Below are 14,657 nucleotides of genomic sequence, written 5' to 3'. Positions count from 1 at the left end.
TGGATGTGCCGTGTTCAGGCATGGATGCGCCGGCTCTCGGCATCGAACCAGAGCGGGCGCAGCAGTTCGACCTGCACCGCATCGTTCGGCTCGAAGCTCTCGTTGGCGGGCGCCGAGACGATCAGCTCCTGGCCGCTGTCGTCGAGGCCGACATGCACCAGGTGCAGATCGCTCAGGCGCTCGATGCGCCTGACGCTGGCGCCCCGGTGCGCCATGCCGGGGCCGCTCGCCGCCGGACGGCGGTGCAGCCGCAGGTGCTCGGCGCGAATGCCGACCGTCACCGCGCGCTCGGGCCCGGCGAGCTGCGGGAACAGCCCGCGGGCGACCAGGTTGATGCGCGGCGAGCCGAGCCGCGAGGCGACGTGCGCGCTGCCCGGGTTCTCGTAGATCTGCTGCGGCGTGCCGACCTGTACCAGCCGGCCGGCGTCGAGCACGCCGATGCGGGTGGCCAGGGTCATGGCCTCGATCTGGTCGTGCGTCACGTAGAGCATGGTGGCGCCGAGGTCCTGCTGGATGCGCTTGAGCTCCAGCCGCAGGTCGTTGCGCAGCTTGGCGTCGAGCGAGGACAGCGGTTCGTCCATCAGGTAGAGCGCGGGGCTGCGCACCAGGGCGCGGCCGATCGCCACCCGCTGCATCTGGCCCCCCGACAGACGGGTCGCGGGGTTCTGCAGCTTGTCGTGGATGCGCAGCATGCGGGCGACCTCCTCGACCTTGCGGCGCACCTCGGTTTCCGGCGCGGGGCGCAGCGGCGAGCGCAGCGGGAAGGCCAGGTTGTCGAAGACGCTCAGGTGCGGATAGAGCGAATACTGCTGGAACACGAAGGCCACGTCGCGCAGCGCCGGCGCGAGCGCCGTGACGTCGCGCCCGCCGATCGAGACGCGGCCGGCGTCCGGACGCTCGAGGCCCGCCACCAGGCGCAGCGTGGTCGTCTTGCCGGCGCCGCTCGGGCCCAGCAGGACGAAGAACTCGCCGCTCGGAATGTCGAGGCCGACGCCGTCGACCGCGGTGACGCCGCCGAAGCGCTTGATGACGCCCGAGAGTCGAAGCTCAGCCATGGCGCGCCCTCCGTCCGGCCCGCAGCGGCGTCTCGTCGCGCGCGCTGCGCAGCGCCCGGCCCGATGCGGCATCGAAGAGCGAAATCTTCGCGGCATCGAAGGCCAATCCGACATGGTCGCCGCGCGCCACCGGGATGTCGACGTCGACCTTGGCGCGCAGCGTGGTGCCTTGCGCGGTGGCCAGCGTCACGACGGTGCGGGTGCCGAGGTATTCGGTCGCGAGCACCTCGGCGCGCAGCCCGGACGCGTCGTCGAAGCGCACATGCTCGGGGCGCACGCCGCACAGCAGCGCGCGCGGCGACACGTCTTCGCGCACGGGCGGCACGGCGATCCGCGCCGGGCCGATCAGGATCGCATCGTCGCCGCTCGCCAGGCCGGCCTCGAAGGGCAGGAAGTTCATCGACGGCGCGCCGATGAAGTCGGCCACGAAGACGCTGGCGGGCCGCTCGTAGACCTCCAGCGGAGCGCCGAGCTGCTCGATCACGCCCTCGTTCATGATCGCGATGACGTCGGCCATGGCCATCGCCTCCATCTGGTCGTGCGTCACGTACACGGTGGTGGCCTGCAGCCGGTCGTGCAGGGCGCGCAGTTCGTGGCACATCACTTCGCGGAACTCGGCGTCGAGGGCGCCGAGCGGCTCGTCCATCAGGAAGGCCAGCGGCTGGCGCACGATCGCGCGGCCCAGCGCCACGCGCTGGCGGTCGCCGCTCGACAGCTGCGACACCGGCTTGTCGAGCAGGTGCGTGATGCGCAGCGTGCGCGCCGCCTGCTCGACCTGGCGGCCGATCTCGTCGCGTGCCATGCCCTGGGAGACCAGCGGGAAGGCGATGTTTCGGCGCACGTTCATGTGCGGGTAGAGCGCGAACATCTGGAACACGAAGGCGATGTCGCGCGCCGACGCCCGCTTGAAGCTCACGTCCTCGTCGCCGAGGAAGATCTGGCCGGAGGTCGGCAGCTCGAGCCCGGCGATCATGCGCAGGGTGGTGGTCTTGCCGCAGCCCGAGGGGCCGAGCAGGCAGAAGAACTCGCCGTTGCGCACGGCGAAGCTCGAGCTCTTCACCGCGGTGAAGTCGGTGAAGGCCTTGTGCAGTTCGTGGACGCGGATCTCGGCCATGGCGTTCAGGCGGGAAACTTGGACACGACCATGAACAGCGCGGTGCCGAACAGGGTGGTCAGGAACGACCAGGTGAACAGGCTCATCGCGAGCGGCTGCAGCATCATCACGAGCCCGGCCGTGATCACGACGCAGGCGACGATTTCCATCGGACCGCGGCGCAGCCAGCGCGGCCAGCGGCGGTGGACGGGCAGGGAAGGGGTCGACATGGCCGGAGCTCCTACTTGCGCACTGCGCCGAAGGTGATGCCGCGCAGCAGGTGCCGGCGCAGCAACACCGTGAAGACCAGGATCGGGATCAGGAACAAGGTGGTGCCGGCGGCCACGGCCGGCCAGTCTTGTCCGCCCTCGCCGATGATGATCGGGATGAAAGGCGGCGCCGTTTGCGCCGTGCCCGAGGTCAGCAGCACCGCGAAGGCGTATTCGTTCCAGGCAAAGATCAGGCAGAAGATCGAGGTGGCGACGATGCCGGTGGTGGCCTGCGGCAGCACCACCTTGCGGAAGGCCTGCAGCCGCGTGTAGCCGTCGACCATCGCGGCCTCCTCGTACTCGCGCGGAATCTCGTCGATGAAGCCCTTGAGCAGCCACACCGCGAGCGACACGTTGACCGCGCTGTACAGCAGGATCATGCCGAGGCGCGTGTCCGACAGGCCGAGCTCGCGGTACATCAGGTAGATCGGGATCGCCACCGCGATCGGCGGCATCATCCGCGTGGACAAAATGAAGAACAGCATGTCGTCCTTCAGCGGCACGTTGAAGCGCGAGAAGGCGTAGGCGGCCATCACGCCGATGCCGACCGACAGCACGGTCGAGCCGAAGGCGATGATCAGCGAGTTGACGAAGCGCGGGATGTAGTTGGAGCGCCCCGCGACCACCATGTTGTCGTCGCGCGCGACCTTGTCGCAGATCTCGGTCGCAGGCGGCAGCGCGGCGATGTATTCGGGCGTCTGGCGCGAGCGCGTGGTGAACAGGTTGCAGTAGCCCTGGGGGGAGGGCGTGAACAGCACCTTCGGCGGGTAGCTGATCGAGTCGGGCGGCGTCTTGAAGCCGGTCAGGATGATCCAGACCAGCGGGATCATCGTCAGGAGCGCATACGCGACCACCACCGCGCCAGCCATCAGGCGGGTGCGCGCGCTCGGCTCGACGACGGAGTGGGCGGTGCTGATGCCGGTGCGCATGGGTTGCCTCAGCGGTTCTTCACGTGGTTGAGCGCCTTGACGTAGATGTTGGCCAGGCCGAACACCGCCACGAAAAGGATGATCGCGAACGCCGACGAATAGCCGGTGCGCCATTTCTCGAAGGCCTCGCGCTTGAGCGTGATCGACGCCAGCTCGGTCGCCGAGCCCGGGCCGCCCGAGGTCAGCAGGTTGACCATGTCGAACATCTTGAAGTTCTCGATGCCGCGGAACAGCACCGCCAGCATGATGAAGGGCAGCACCATCGGCAGCGTGATCGACCAGAACTGGCGCCACTTCGAGGCCCGGTCGACCTCGGCCGCCTCGTAGATGTAGTCGGGGATCGAACGCAGGCCGGCCAGGCAGATCAGCATCACGTAGGGCGTCCACATCCAGGTGTCGACGATGATGATCGCCCAGGGCGCGAGCTTGACCGAGCCGATCATCTCGAAGGACGAGGCCGGGATGCCCGAGAGGAACGACACCGCGTAGTTGAACAGGCCCGTCTGCGGCTGGTACAGGAAGGCCCAGAAATTGCCGACCACCGCGGGCGACAGCATCATCGGGATCAGGATCATCGTGGTCCAGAAGCCGTGGCCGCGGAACTTGCGGTCGATCAGGTAGGCCAGCGCGAAGCCGATCAGCACCTGCAGCAGGATGGTCCAGAACAGGAAGTGCGCGGTGGCCTGCATCGCCAGCCAGATGTCCGGGTCGGTCAGCACCGACACGTAGTTGTCGATGCCGACGTCGACCACCGCCGCGTTGGGCCGGTTGGCCCGGTAGTTGGTGAACGACAGCTTGATGGTCCAGATCAGCGGGAAGATGTTGATCGCCAGCAGCAGCAGCATCGTCGGCGCGACGAACAGCCAGGCGATCGCGCGGTCGGAGAGACCGCGCATCCGCGACGCCACCCCGGCCGGCGTGGCCTGGGCGGCGCGGGCGACGAGGGCGGCGGGAGTGCTCATGCCGTGTTTCGCCTGGGCCTGGCCGTCACTTCGCCTTGCCGTCGTCCTTGAAGACCTTCTTCCAGTCGACCACCAGTGCATCGAGCGCCTCCTTGGCGGTGCCCTTGTCGGCCACCACGTAATCATGCACGCGCTTCTGCATCGACAACAGCAATTGCGCATACGAGGGCTCGGCCCAGAAGTCGACCACCATGTCCATGGAGTCGAGGAAGGGCTGGGCGAAGGGCGAACTCTTCGGGTAGGCCGGGTCGTTGAGCACCGCCTTGGCGGCCGACGAGCCGCCGATGGCCTGCCACTTCTTCTGCACGTCGGGGTTGGCGAACCACTTGATGTACTGCAGCGCCTCGTTGCGGTTCGGCGAGTACGACACCACCGAGATGCCCTGGCCGCCGAGCTGCACGCCCTTGGCCTTGTCCGACGGATTGACGAAGAAGCCGATCTTGTCGCCGCCGACGTTCGGGTCCTTGTAGAGGCCGGGGAAGAAGGCGAACCAGTTCATCATCATCGCCACCTGGCCCGACTTGAAGGCGTCGAGGCCTTCGGTCATGTAGGCGTTGGTGAGGCCGGGCGGGGTGCTGCCCTTGTAGAGCGCCTTGTAGAACTCGAGGCCGCGCACCGCGTCCGGCGAGTTGACGAAGCCGTCCATGGCATAGGGCTTCTTGGGGTCCTCGTACTTGAAGCCCATCGGGTAGAGCACGTTGGTCACGCCCATCGTGATGCCTTCGGAGCCGCGCTCGGTGAAGAGGTAGGCGCCGTAGACCTTCTTGCCGTCGATCATGCGGCCCTGGAAGAACTCGGCCACTTCCTTGAACTGGGCCCAGGTCTTGGGCGGTGCGAGGTCGCGGTTGTACTTCTTCTTGAACTCGGCCTGCAGCTCGGGCTTGGCGAACCAGTCCTTGCGATAGGTCCAGCCGACCGCGTCGGCCATGGCCGGCAGCGCCCAGTAGTTGGGCGTGTTCTTGGGCCACTCCGCATAGCCCACCACGGTGGCGGGCGCGAAGTCGGTCATCTTGATGCCTTCCTTGTCGAAGAACTCGTTGAGCTTGACGTACTGGCCCTGTTCGGCGGCGCCGCCGATCCACTGGCTGTCGCCGATGATCAGGTCGCACAGCTTGCCCTTGGAGTTGAGCTCGTTGAGCATGCGGTCGGCGAAGCTGGTCCACGGCACGAACTCGAACTTCATCTTGATGCCGGTCTTGGTGGTGAAGTCCTTCGAGAGTTCGACCAGCGCGTTGGCCGGGTCCCAGGCGGCCCAGCACAGGGTGATGGTCTTGTCCTGCGCGCGCACGTCGGCGCCGGTCAGGCTGAGCACGGTGGCAGCGGCGAGGGCGATCACGCCCGGGAGCATCTTCGACATCGATTTCATGAGCTGTCTCCAAAAAAGGTTTGGGTTCAGGGGCACGTACCGGGCGTCCGCTCAGTGAAGGTTCTCGGCCGTCAGGATCTCGATGCGCGGCTGCACCACGTTGAGTGCGCCGCGGACGTTCTCGCACAGCGCGCGCAGCACGCGCGCCGCCGTCAATACGCAGTAATGGATGTCCTGGTGCAGGACGTAGGACAGGGCGTTGGCGCTCAGCAGGGACGCGTGCGCGTCCGTGAAGTCGTGCACCGCGACGCCGGCTTCGGGCGCCAGGCCGGCCTCGGCCAGTGCGCGCGCCACGCCGGCGCTGCCCGAGCCGACGTTGTAGATGCCGGCCACGCGCGCGGGGTCGATGTCGTCGCGCAGGGCCTGCAGCAACGCGCGGCAGGCGCCGTCGTCGTCGGCCGGCAGGTCGGGCGTGCGCACCATGTGCAGCCGGGGGAATCGCTCCTCGATGACGTGGGCGAAGCCGATGCGGCGCTCGATCTCGGCCGACAGCCGGGTCGCTTGCGACGACAGCAGCAAGGTGTCGCGCCGGGTGTCGTTGGCCATCCGCGCCAGCAGCAGGCCGGCGGTGCGGCCGGCGGCCCGGTTGTCGGCGCCGATGCAGGTCTCGCGCATCGAGCCCGCGACGTCGGAGAACAAGGTCACCACGTGCACGCCGGCGCGCACCAGCTCGTTGATGGCGCGCTTGATCGGCGGCAGGTCGGGCGCCAGCAGGGCGATGCCCTCGCAGTCGCCGACCTGCGCGAGTTCTTCGGCGAAGCGCCCGGGGTCGGTGCTGTCGATGCGGTGCGTGACCTCGGTGATGTGGGCATGCCGGAAGTCGCCGGCGGCCTGCGCAATCTGCCTTTCGACCAGCTCCAGGAAGGGTGAGTCGTCCGCCGGCAGCACATAGGCGAAGCGGGCGTTGGCGCCGCGCCGCGGGCGGCCCGGCTGCTGCGGCGCGCCCAGTTCCTCGACCACCTGCAGCACGCGCTGCACGGTCTCGGCGTTGACGCCGGCTCGACGGTTGAGCACCCGGTCGACCGTGGCCGTGCCGACGCCGGCGGTGCGGGCGATATCGGCGATCGTGGGGGCGCTGGACATGGCTGAAACGCGGTTTGAGGGCATCATCGTATTAACATCAATAATTAAATCAATCAGGGTTTTGGAGCATGTCAGGTGACCTGGCGTCCATTCGGCTAGTGCGTCCGGTGAATGTCGTCGACGGCCGGGCGACGTAGAGTCGACGCCATGAACAGCGCCCTTGCGCTCGACCTCCGCACCGCGCAACACCCGGCGGCGGGGAAACGCGCGCAGGCCGCCCCGGAGGCTTCCGACGAGGCGCCGGCGCGCGACATCCATGCGCTGCCCGAAGGCTTCAGGCTGTTCGACTACGAGATCGTCGGCACCATCGGCGAGAACGACAAAGGCATCGTCTACCTGGCCTGGGACCATGTGCTCGAGCAGCATGTGGCGGTGCGGGAATACCTGCCCGGTGCACTGGCGTCGAGGGACCGCGTGTCGGCGGCGGTGGTCGCGAAGTCGAAGGGCCGGGTGGCGGCGTTCCAGGTCGGGCTGTGCAGCTTCATCAACCAGGCCCGGATGCTGGGGCGAATCGATCACCCCTCGCTGCCCAGGGTGCTGCATTTCTGGGAAGGCAACGGCACGGCCTACATGGCGATGCCGTACTACGAGGGCGCGACGCTGGCGCGCGTGCTGGTGGAACTCGGCCGGCCGCCCGACGAGGCCCAGCTGTGCAGCTGGCTGCGTCCCCTGCTCGATGCGCTCGGCACGTTGCACGCTTCGCAGTGCGTGCACGGCGGGATCGCGACGCACCGCATCCTGCTCACCGACGACGGCCCGGTGCTGACGGCGTTCGGCGGCATCCGGGACGTGGGCGACGACCTCGACGCCCCGCTGTCCGATCTGCGGGCGCTGGCGGGCGTGGTGTACGCGGCCATTGCCGGCCAGCCCCCGGCGCGCCGGAACGATCGGGTCCGGCCGCTCGCCGAAGTGGCGCGCCGTCGCTACAGCGGACATTTCATGGATGCGGTCGATGCGGCGCTGTCGCCGATTCCCCAGGGCGGTTGCACGAGCGCGGCCGAACTCTGGAACCGGCTGAGTGGCGCCCACGATCGCCGGGACCAGGATCTCGACCTGCTGAGTGCGAACGACAGGCCAGATTTCGTCTTCGAGCCCGCCTTCGGCTGCGAGGCGCCCGCGCTCCCGGGCCGTGAGGCGGCGCCGCGCCGCAGCCGCACCCAGGCCGTCACGCGGCTGGCGCTGGGGTTGCTGGTGGGCGTTGGCGCAGCCACCGCCATCCGGCTCGGCGATCCGGGCCTGCCGCCGCCACTGCCCGAGCCGCTACGGATGGTGTCGCTGCCGGCGGCGCCCGCGCCCGCGGCTGAACCTGTGCCCGCGGCGCAGGCGCAGGTGAAGGCGCCGGTGCCTGAGCAGGCGCTGCCCGCAGCGGCCCTGGCGCTGACCGAGTCGCTGCCCCGCGTGGTCGCCTCGGAGCCGATCGCGCCCGAACCGGTCCGAAGAACGGCGCAACAACGGCCGCGCGCCGAGCCCGCCCGCGAGCGCGCGCGCGAGACGCAAGCGCCGCTGGCCACCGCTCAAGCGGGGCCGGGCCGGACGCAATGCGTCGAGTCCTTGCAACGGGCCTCGCTCGGTCCCCTCACGGCGGCCGAGGCCGCAATGCTCAGGAAGGACTGCGGACCATGAGACGGACTGGCTGGCTGCACATCGTGTTCCTGTCGCTGGCCGCGTGGTTGGCGACGGGCCTCGCCGGCTGCGCGGCGCCGCCGGTCGCCGCGTCCGGGGCCCCGCTGCCCTTCGCCGAAGCCGTGGTGCAAGCCACCGATGCGCTGGTCGTCCAGACCCAGACGCAGCCGCTGTTTCTCGACCGGATCGGCGGCCGGCGCAGCGTGGTGCTCGATCCGATGCTCGATGCCGGCAGCGGCCAGCAGACGATCGCGACGCTGCAGCTGCAGGACCGCGTGATCGAGCGCATGGGCACCAAGTACGACGCGATCGAGGTCCTGCCCTTCGACAGCGAAAACCTCGGCAAGGCCCGCTACCTGCTCACCGGCACCATGACGCGGGTCGCGCCCAGCCAGCCACAGGGCCCGTTGCGGATCGACCTGGCCCTGACCGAACTGAAGAGCGGCACGGTCGTCGCGCACGCATCGTCGCTGGTGCGTGACGAGGGCCTGGACCACACGCCGCTGCCCTACGACCGCGACACGCCGGTGCCGACGCGGGACCCGCTGGTCGAAGGCTACGTGCGCACCACCGCCGCGGCGGCCGGCCAGCGTGCCGACCCGGCCTACCTGGCGCGGCTCTCGGCGGCGCCGACGATCACGGCGGCCACCGCGCACTACAACGCGGGACGCTATCCGGAGGCGCTGGCGCAGTACAGCGCAGTGGCCGCGACCTCGGACGGCGAGCAGCTGCGCGTGCTCAACGGCATCTATCTGTCGTCGGCCAAGCTGGGCCGCACGGCCGAGGCCGAGCAGGCGTTCGGCAAGATCGTCGCCTACGGCATCGCGAACCGGCAGCTCGGCGTCAAGTTCCTCTTCAATCCGAACACCACCGTGTTCTGGTCCGATGGCCGGATCAGCGGCCCCTATCCGATGTGGCTGCATCAGATCGCCAAGGCCAGCACCGACGCCGGGATCTGCATGGCCATCATCGGCCACACCAGCCACACCGGTCCGGTGGCGTACAACGATGCGCTGTCGCTGCAGCGCGCGGCCTACATCCGCCAGCGGCTGGTGAACGACTCGACCGCACTGGGCCCGCGCACCACGACCAGCGGCAAGGGCTTTCGCGAGAACATCATCGGCAGCGGCACCGACGACGCCGTCGATGCGCTCGACCGCCGCGTCGAATTCAAGATCGAGGCCTGCGGCTGAGAACTCGGCTCAGCGCCGCTCCAGCGTGACGAAGCTGAACGGCAGGCCGTTGGCCGCGATGTGCGATTCGCGCGCGGTCTCGTGCCAGCCGGTATCGAAGGCGGGGGCCCAGGCGTCGCCCTCGTAGTCGCGCGCGATCTCGGTCAGCACCACGCGCTGGGCCAGCGGCTCCGCCTCGGCGTAGATCTGGGCGCCGCCGATCACCCAGGCTTCGTCGCTGCGGGCGTGTTCGCACAGGGCGATGGCTTCCGGCAAGCTTCCTGCCCGCTCTGCGCCTTCGGCCTGCCAGTCGGCATTGCGCGTGACCACGATGTTGCGCCGGCCGGCCAGCGGACGGAAGCGCGGCGGGATCGAGTCCCAGGTCTTGCGGCCCATGATCACGGGCGCACCCGCGGTCTGGCGCTTGAAGTGGGCCATGTCCTCGGGCAGGTGCCAGGGCATCGTGCCGCCGAGTCCGATCGCGCCGTTGGCGGCGCGCGCGAGGAGCAGGTTGACACGCATCTGTCAGACCGCCACGGGCGCCTTGATCGCGGGATGCGGGTCGTAGCCCTCGACCGCGAAATCCTCGTACTGGTAGTCGAAGATCGAGGCCGGCTTGCGCCGGATGACCAGCGTCGGATAGGCGCGCGGTGCACGGCTCAGCTGCAGAGCGACCTGCTCGGCATGGTTGCTGTAGATATGGCAGTCGCCACCGGTCCAGATGAAGTCGCCGACATCCAGCTCGCATTGCTGCGCCACCATGTGCGTCAGCAGCGCGTAGCTCGCGATGTTGAAGGGCACGCCGAGGAAGATGTCGGCGCTGCGCTGGTAGAGCTGGCAGCTCAGCTTGCCGCGCTCGCCAGGGGCTTGCGGCGGCGCCACGTAGAACTGGAAGAAGGCGTGGCAGGGCATCAGCGCCATCTTCGAGAGCTCGGCCACGTTCCAGGCGCTGACGATGATGCGGCGCGAGTCGGGGTTGCTCTTGAGGGTGTCGATCACCTGCTGGATCTGGTCGATGTGGCCGCCGTCGGGCGTCGGCCAGCTGCGCCATTGCACGCCGTAGACCGGGCCCAGGTCGCCATCTTCGCGGGCCCATTCGTCCCAGATCGTGACGCCGCGCTCCTTGAGCCAGTTGTTGTCGCTCGAGCCGGTCAGGAACCAGAGCAGTTCCTGGATGATGGAGCGCAGGTGCACCTTCTTGGTGGTGACCAGCGGGAAGCCCTCGTTGAGGTCGAAGCGCATCTGGTAGCCGAACACGCTCTTGGTGCCGGTGCCGGTGCGGTCGCCCTTTTGTACGCCGGTGCTGTCGACGTGGCGCATGAAGTCTTCGTATTGGGAGCGGATGGGGTGGGGGGTCATGTCGTCAATAGCCTGCGAACAATGCGTCGAGCGCGTCCTGAATTTCGAGCTGCTGGTCGGAAAGATTGGCGACGGGTCGGCGCAGCTCCGTCGAGGGAATGGCGCCGATCGAGGCGGTGTCCATGACAACCTCCTTTCCGGCGACCCGAAGCTCCGCATTCAGCGTGCGCACCCTGGTCTTGAAGCGGGCGGTGGTGAAGAGCGGGATGACCACGCGCGTGTCCAGACCTTCGAGATAGTCGCTCTGGACGTCCAGCATGAACGGAATGGCCGCGCGATCGGTTGCGTCCGGATTCGAATAGACATCGAAGCGCGCCATGTCAGCCTTTCTTGCCGTCGCCCAGGCTGCGTGCAAAAGTGCGGTACTTGGCCAGCGGCAAGCCTTCCTTTGCGATCCTGGCGTTGTAGGCGGCGATCCCGTCCTTGCTTTCTTCCGCCCATTTCGCCCAGTAGCGTCGCTTGACCTCTTCTGCAAGCAGTTCGTCCACGGTTTGGGACAGGTTCATGCCGAGCTCGCGCGCCGCCTCCAGCACCTTGCTGTTCAGCGAAAGGTTGGTGGCTTTCTTCGGGGCTTTGTCGAAGCGAAGCATGGGGCGCTCTCCAAGCATGAACTATGCGCATAGTTTACGCGCATCGGAACCTCAGGCCAGTCGGATCACCCGCCCCGGATTCAGGATGTTCTGCGGGTCCAGCCCGCGCTTGATCGCGCGCATCATCTCGAGCGCCACCGGCGATTTGTGCTTCTCGAGCTTGTCGACCTTGAGCGAGCCGACGCCGTGCTCGGCCGAGAACGAGCCATCGAACTTCTCGACCGCGTCGTAGACCAGGGTGTTGATCCGGTCCTCGTGGTCGCGCAGGAAGGCCTTGCTGTCGCCGCCCTCGGGCGCCTGCACGTTGTAGTGCAGGTTGCCATCGCCGAGGTGGCCGAAATTCACCAGCCGCACGCCCGGGATCTCGCGCGCCAGCAGCGCGTCGGTCTCGGCCACGAAGGCCGGGATGCGCGACACCGCGATCGAGATGTCGTGCTTGATGTTGAGGCCTTCCTCGGCCTGCGCCAGCGGGATGCTTTCGCGGATGTGCCAGAGCTGGTGCGCCTGCGTGAGGCTCTCTGCCACCACCGCGTCGGTCACGCAGCCGGCTTCGAAGGCGGTTTCGAGCAAGGCCTCGAAGCGGCTGCGGGCATGGTCCTCCGATTCGCTGTCGGAGTTCTCGAGCAGCACGCACCAGGGAACGGACGCGTCGTCGATGAATGGCACGCGCAGGGCCGGGAAGTGCTTGTCGACCAGGCTCAGCGCGAACTTGCCCATCACCTCGAAACCGGTCAGGCCGGCCCCCAGGCGCTGGTGCGCCAGGCCCAGCAGGGTGACCGCGTGGTCGAGCGACGGCACGGCCGCCCAGGCCGTGAGCTGGGCCGCCGGCAGCGGGTAGAGCTTCATGGTGGCCGCCGTGATGACGCCGAGCGTGCCTTCGCTGCCGATCATCAGGTCGCGCAGGTCATAGCCCGTGTTGTCCTTGCGCAGGCCGCTGGTGCCTTCCCAGATCCCGCCCTGCGGCGTCACGACCTCGAGCCCGAGGCACAGGTCGCGCGTGTTGCCGTAGCGCACCACCTGCGTGCCGCCGGCGTTGGTCGCCAGGTTGCCGCCGATGGTGCAGCTGCCTTCGGCCGCAAGGCTCAGCGGGAACAGGAAGCCGGCGTTGCGCGCCGCCTCCTGCAGGGTCTGAAGCACGCAGCCGGCCTCGACCGTCATCGTGAGATTGGCGGCGTCGATGCCGCGGATCGCGTTCAGCCGCTGCAGGCTCAGCAGCACCTGGGTGCCGCTCTCGTCGGGCGTCGAGCCGACCGCCAGCCCGGTGTTGCCGCCTTGCGGCACGATCGAGGTGCCGGCTTCGGCGCAGGCCCGGACCACCTCGGCGACCTGCCGCGTATCGCCCGGCCGCACGACCGCCAGCGCCTTGCCGCGCGAGCGTTTGCGCCAGTCCTGCTCCCAGGCGCCGAGGTCGCCTTCGGTGAGCACGTTCGCCGCGCCGACGATCGCGCGCAGCTTCTCCAACAGAACGCTCATGGCGTCGCCCTTTCGATTTCGAGTTTGCGCGCCTGGGCCGCGTTGCGCAGCCGCAGCCGCACATGCCAGGCACAGGCCGTGAAAAGCGCCAGGCACAGCACGACCTGGACCAGCGCCAGCACCTGGCCGACGCCATTGGTGTCGCTCCAGGCGCGCACCACGCCTTCGGTGAAATAGAGCCAGACCATCAGGCTGACCCAGCGATAGGTGTACATGCGGTTCTTCAGCAGGCCGGCCAGCGGCACCACCAGCGGCAGCACCTTGAGCGCCAGCCACGAACCGCCCGGCCGCAAGGGCGCCAGCCACAGCTCCCAGGCGAGCCCGAGCACGATCAGCCCGACCAGGCTGCCGACGGCAAGCCATCGGGTGGCGGAAACGGAGGAGGAAGGGAGAGAGGAATTGATCACAGGAAGGTGAAGCGACACGCCGTGCGCGAAGCCTCGGGGGAGCCCATGCGGCATGATACCGGCCATGAATCGCTGGCAGTTCTGGAGGGATCTTTCGCACTTTCCCTGGGGGAACACGGCGGCGGTGCTGGGCGAGCGTTTCCGCGAGGACCGGCTTGGCCTGACCGCGAGCAGCCTGACCTTCACCACCACCATCGCGATGGTGCCTTTCTTCACCGTGGCGGCGGCCCTGTTCACCGTCTTCCCGATGTTCAGCACGATGCAGGGCCGGGTCCAGCGCTGGCTGATCGACAGCCTGATCCCGGACAACATCGCGCGCCAGGTGTTGGGCTACCTGAACCAGTTCGCCAGCAAGGCCAGCGGGCTCGGCGTCGCCGGCCTGGTGGTGCTGCTGGTGACCGCGGTGGCGCTGATCCTCACCATGGACAAGACGCTCAACAACATCTGGCGGGTGCGCAAGCCCCGGCCGCTGGCGCAGCGGGTGCTGATTTACTGGGCCGCGATCACGCTCGGTCCGCTGGTACTGGCACTGAGCCTCAGCACCACGGCGTCCTTCTTCTCGGCCTCGCGCGAGGTGGTGGGCGGCGCGATCGTCAAGCTGCTGTTCGACACCTTCGAATTCGTGCTGCTGGCCGGCGGCATGACGGCCCTCTACCGCTACGTGCCGAACACCCACGTGAAGTGGTCGCACGCCTGGGCGGGCGGCCTTTTCGTCGCCACGGCGATCGAGCTCGCCAAGCGGGTGCTGGGCTACTACCTGAGCCTGGTCCCGACCTACTCGGTGCTCTATGGCGCCTTCGCGACCGTGCCGATCCTGCTGGTCTGGATCTACGTGGCCTGGGTGATCGTGCTGCTGGGCGCGGTGATCGCGGCCTACCTGCCCAGCCTGCTGGCCGGGGTGGCGCGGCGCGGCGGCGCGGCCGGGTGGCCGCTGCAGCTGGCGGTCGAGGTGCTCCAGGACCTGCATGCCGCCAGGTCGACACCGGCCAGCGGCCTGGGCGCGGCCGAGCTGGTGGGACGCATGAGAGTCGACGCCCTGCAGCTCGCGCCGGTGCTCGAAACCCTGGTCGCGCTCGACTGGATCGCGCCGCTGGCCGAGGAACGCGACAACGACGATCCCCGCTTCGTGCTGCTGGCGGGCCCCGCGACGCCGCTGGAGCCGCTGCTGCGGGAGCTGCTGATGCCGCACACACCGCCGTTGCGCAGCCTCTGGTCCCAAGGCCCTCTCGAAAGCCTGCGGCTGCAGGATTTGCTGGCGAATCGATAATGGCGCCGA

General features: G+C 68.5%; 16 protein-coding genes. 3 read left to right on the top strand and 13 right to left on the bottom strand.

Going from position 1 to position 14,657, the window contains the following annotated elements; genetic code table 11:
* Positions 1–14: 14 nt before the first annotated feature.
* From QTI68_RS27460 to QTI68_RS27430, 7 genes are read right to left on the bottom strand one after another with little or no spacing between them, the layout of a single operon-like run.
* Complete coding sequence (locus QTI68_RS27460) at positions 15–1,055, bottom strand: ABC transporter ATP-binding protein (protein ID WP_286526269.1); 1,041 nt, start codon at positions 1,053–1,055, stop codon at positions 15–17.
* Positions 1,048–2,169, bottom strand: a complete 1,122-nt coding sequence (locus tag QTI68_RS27455; RefSeq protein WP_286526267.1) for an ABC transporter ATP-binding protein — start codon at positions 2,167–2,169, stop codon at positions 1,048–1,050. Before QTI68_RS27455 ends, QTI68_RS27460 begins: the two co-directional genes overlap by 8 nt.
* A 5-nt stretch (positions 2,170–2,174) precedes the next feature.
* Entirely contained in the window at positions 2,175–2,378 is a 204-nt protein-coding gene (locus tag QTI68_RS27450; protein WP_286526266.1) for a hypothetical protein, read from the bottom strand.
* Positions 2,379–2,389: 11 nt separating this feature from the next.
* Positions 2,390–3,346, bottom strand: coding sequence for a carbohydrate ABC transporter permease (locus QTI68_RS27445; RefSeq protein WP_286526264.1), 957 nt, complete (start codon positions 3,344–3,346; stop codon positions 2,390–2,392).
* A gap of 8 nt (positions 3,347–3,354) precedes the next feature.
* Positions 3,355–4,308, bottom strand: coding sequence for a carbohydrate ABC transporter permease (locus QTI68_RS27440; RefSeq protein ID WP_286526263.1), 954 nt, complete (start codon positions 4,306–4,308; stop codon positions 3,355–3,357).
* Between the two features lie 25 nt (positions 4,309–4,333).
* Positions 4,334–5,665, bottom strand: coding sequence for an ABC transporter substrate-binding protein (locus tag QTI68_RS27435; protein ID WP_503011750.1), 1,332 nt, complete (start codon positions 5,663–5,665; stop codon positions 4,334–4,336).
* 60 nt (positions 5,666–5,725) lie between these two features.
* The gene (locus QTI68_RS27430) at positions 5,726–6,757 is read right to left on the bottom strand and encodes a LacI family DNA-binding transcriptional regulator (protein ID WP_286526257.1); all 1,032 of its coding nucleotides are present in this window, start codon (positions 6,755–6,757) and stop codon (positions 5,726–5,728) included.
* A gap of 147 nt (positions 6,758–6,904) precedes the next feature.
* Between QTI68_RS27430 and QTI68_RS27425 the strand changes: the two genes are divergently transcribed.
* Positions 6,905–8,380: a serine/threonine protein kinase gene (locus QTI68_RS27425; RefSeq protein ID WP_286526255.1), complete on the top strand. Its 1,476-nt coding sequence runs from the start codon at positions 6,905–6,907 to the stop codon at positions 8,378–8,380.
* Positions 8,377–9,573, top strand: coding sequence for an OmpA family protein (locus QTI68_RS27420; protein WP_286526253.1), 1,197 nt, complete (start codon positions 8,377–8,379; stop codon positions 9,571–9,573). The genes QTI68_RS27425 and QTI68_RS27420 overlap by 4 nt, the downstream gene beginning before the upstream one ends.
* Positions 9,574–9,582: 9 nt before the next feature.
* On the opposite strand, the gene QTI68_RS27415 is transcribed toward QTI68_RS27420, so the two are convergent.
* From QTI68_RS27415 to QTI68_RS27390, 6 genes are read right to left on the bottom strand one after another with little or no spacing between them, the layout of a single operon-like run.
* Positions 9,583–10,074, bottom strand: coding sequence for a dihydrofolate reductase (locus QTI68_RS27415; protein ID WP_286526252.1), 492 nt, complete (start codon positions 10,072–10,074; stop codon positions 9,583–9,585).
* A gap of 3 nt (positions 10,075–10,077) precedes the next feature.
* A complete protein-coding gene (locus QTI68_RS27410; RefSeq protein ID WP_286526250.1) occupies positions 10,078–10,911 on the bottom strand; it encodes a thymidylate synthase in 834 nt (277 codons plus the stop codon).
* A gap of 4 nt (positions 10,912–10,915) precedes the next feature.
* Positions 10,916–11,230, bottom strand: a complete 315-nt coding sequence (locus tag QTI68_RS27405) for a CcdB family protein (RefSeq protein WP_286526248.1) — start codon at positions 11,228–11,230, stop codon at positions 10,916–10,918.
* Position 11,231: 1 nt separating this feature from the next.
* Entirely contained in the window at positions 11,232–11,501 is a 270-nt protein-coding gene (locus tag QTI68_RS27400) for a type II toxin-antitoxin system CcdA family antitoxin (protein ID WP_286526247.1), read from the bottom strand.
* Positions 11,502–11,552: 51 nt separating this feature from the next.
* The gene (locus tag QTI68_RS27395; RefSeq protein ID WP_286526245.1) at positions 11,553–12,974 is read right to left on the bottom strand and encodes an FAD-binding oxidoreductase; all 1,422 of its coding nucleotides are present in this window, start codon (positions 12,972–12,974) and stop codon (positions 11,553–11,555) included.
* Positions 12,971–13,447: a DUF2069 domain-containing protein gene (locus tag QTI68_RS27390; RefSeq protein ID WP_286526244.1), complete on the bottom strand. Its 477-nt coding sequence runs from the start codon at positions 13,445–13,447 to the stop codon at positions 12,971–12,973. The genes QTI68_RS27395 and QTI68_RS27390 overlap by 4 nt, the downstream gene beginning before the upstream one ends.
* Between QTI68_RS27390 and QTI68_RS27385 the strand changes: the two genes are divergently transcribed.
* Positions 13,434–14,648 carry a YihY family inner membrane protein gene (locus QTI68_RS27385; protein WP_286526242.1) on the top strand — a complete coding sequence of 405 codons (1,215 nt, stop codon included), beginning with the start codon at positions 13,434–13,436 and terminating at the stop codon, positions 14,646–14,648. The two genes, QTI68_RS27390 and QTI68_RS27385, sit on opposite strands and share 14 nt — an antisense overlap.
* Positions 14,649–14,657: the final 9 nt, after the last annotated feature.

The organism is Variovorax sp. J31P207 (assembly GCF_030316965.1).
Taxonomy (GTDB): Bacteria; Pseudomonadota; Gammaproteobacteria; order Burkholderiales; family Burkholderiaceae_C; genus Variovorax; species Variovorax ginsengisoli_B.
Note: the sequence above shows the minus strand (reverse complement) of the source record. Positions and strands in the feature narration are given on the sequence as shown.

What these genes read in the sequence shown, in the direction of transcription:
- QTI68_RS27425 (WP_286526255.1), top strand. Translation starts at nt 6,905, where the DNA reads ATGAACAGCGCCCTTGCGCTCGACCTCCGCACCGCGCAACACCCGGCG.
- QTI68_RS27455 (WP_286526267.1), bottom strand. Translation starts at nt 2,169, where the DNA reads ATGGCCGAGATCCGCGTCCACGAACTGCACAAGGCCTTCACCGACTTC.
- QTI68_RS27460 (WP_286526269.1), bottom strand. Translation starts at nt 1,055, where the DNA reads ATGGCTGAGCTTCGACTCTCGGGCGTCATCAAGCGCTTCGGCGGCGTC.
- QTI68_RS27410 (WP_286526250.1), bottom strand. Translation starts at nt 10,911, where the DNA reads ATGACCCCCCACCCCATCCGCTCCCAATACGAAGACTTCATGCGCCAC.
- QTI68_RS27450 (WP_286526266.1), bottom strand. Translation starts at nt 2,378, where the DNA reads ATGTCGACCCCTTCCCTGCCCGTCCACCGCCGCTGGCCGCGCTGGCTG.
- QTI68_RS27405 (WP_286526248.1), bottom strand. Translation starts at nt 11,230, where the DNA reads ATGGCGCGCTTCGATGTCTATTCGAATCCGGACGCAACCGATCGCGCG.
- QTI68_RS27400 (WP_286526247.1), bottom strand. Translation starts at nt 11,501, where the DNA reads ATGCTTCGCTTCGACAAAGCCCCGAAGAAAGCCACCAACCTTTCGCTG.
- QTI68_RS27445 (WP_286526264.1), bottom strand. Translation starts at nt 3,346, where the DNA reads ATGCGCACCGGCATCAGCACCGCCCACTCCGTCGTCGAGCCGAGCGCG.
- QTI68_RS27390 (WP_286526244.1), bottom strand. Translation starts at nt 13,447, where the DNA reads ATGGCCGGTATCATGCCGCATGGGCTCCCCCGAGGCTTCGCGCACGGC.
- QTI68_RS27435 (WP_503011750.1), bottom strand. Translation starts at nt 5,665, where the DNA reads ATGTCGAAGATGCTCCCGGGCGTGATCGCCCTCGCCGCTGCCACCGTG.
- QTI68_RS27420 (WP_286526253.1), top strand. Translation starts at nt 8,377, where the DNA reads ATGAGACGGACTGGCTGGCTGCACATCGTGTTCCTGTCGCTGGCCGCG.
- QTI68_RS27430 (WP_286526257.1), bottom strand. Translation starts at nt 6,757, where the DNA reads ATGTCCAGCGCCCCCACGATCGCCGATATCGCCCGCACCGCCGGCGTC.
- QTI68_RS27440 (WP_286526263.1), bottom strand. Translation starts at nt 4,308, where the DNA reads ATGAGCACTCCCGCCGCCCTCGTCGCCCGCGCCGCCCAGGCCACGCCG.
- QTI68_RS27385 (WP_286526242.1), top strand. Translation starts at nt 13,434, where the DNA reads ATGATACCGGCCATGAATCGCTGGCAGTTCTGGAGGGATCTTTCGCAC.
- QTI68_RS27395 (WP_286526245.1), bottom strand. Translation starts at nt 12,974, where the DNA reads ATGAGCGTTCTGTTGGAGAAGCTGCGCGCGATCGTCGGCGCGGCGAAC.
- QTI68_RS27415 (WP_286526252.1), bottom strand. Translation starts at nt 10,074, where the DNA reads ATGCGTGTCAACCTGCTCCTCGCGCGCGCCGCCAACGGCGCGATCGGA.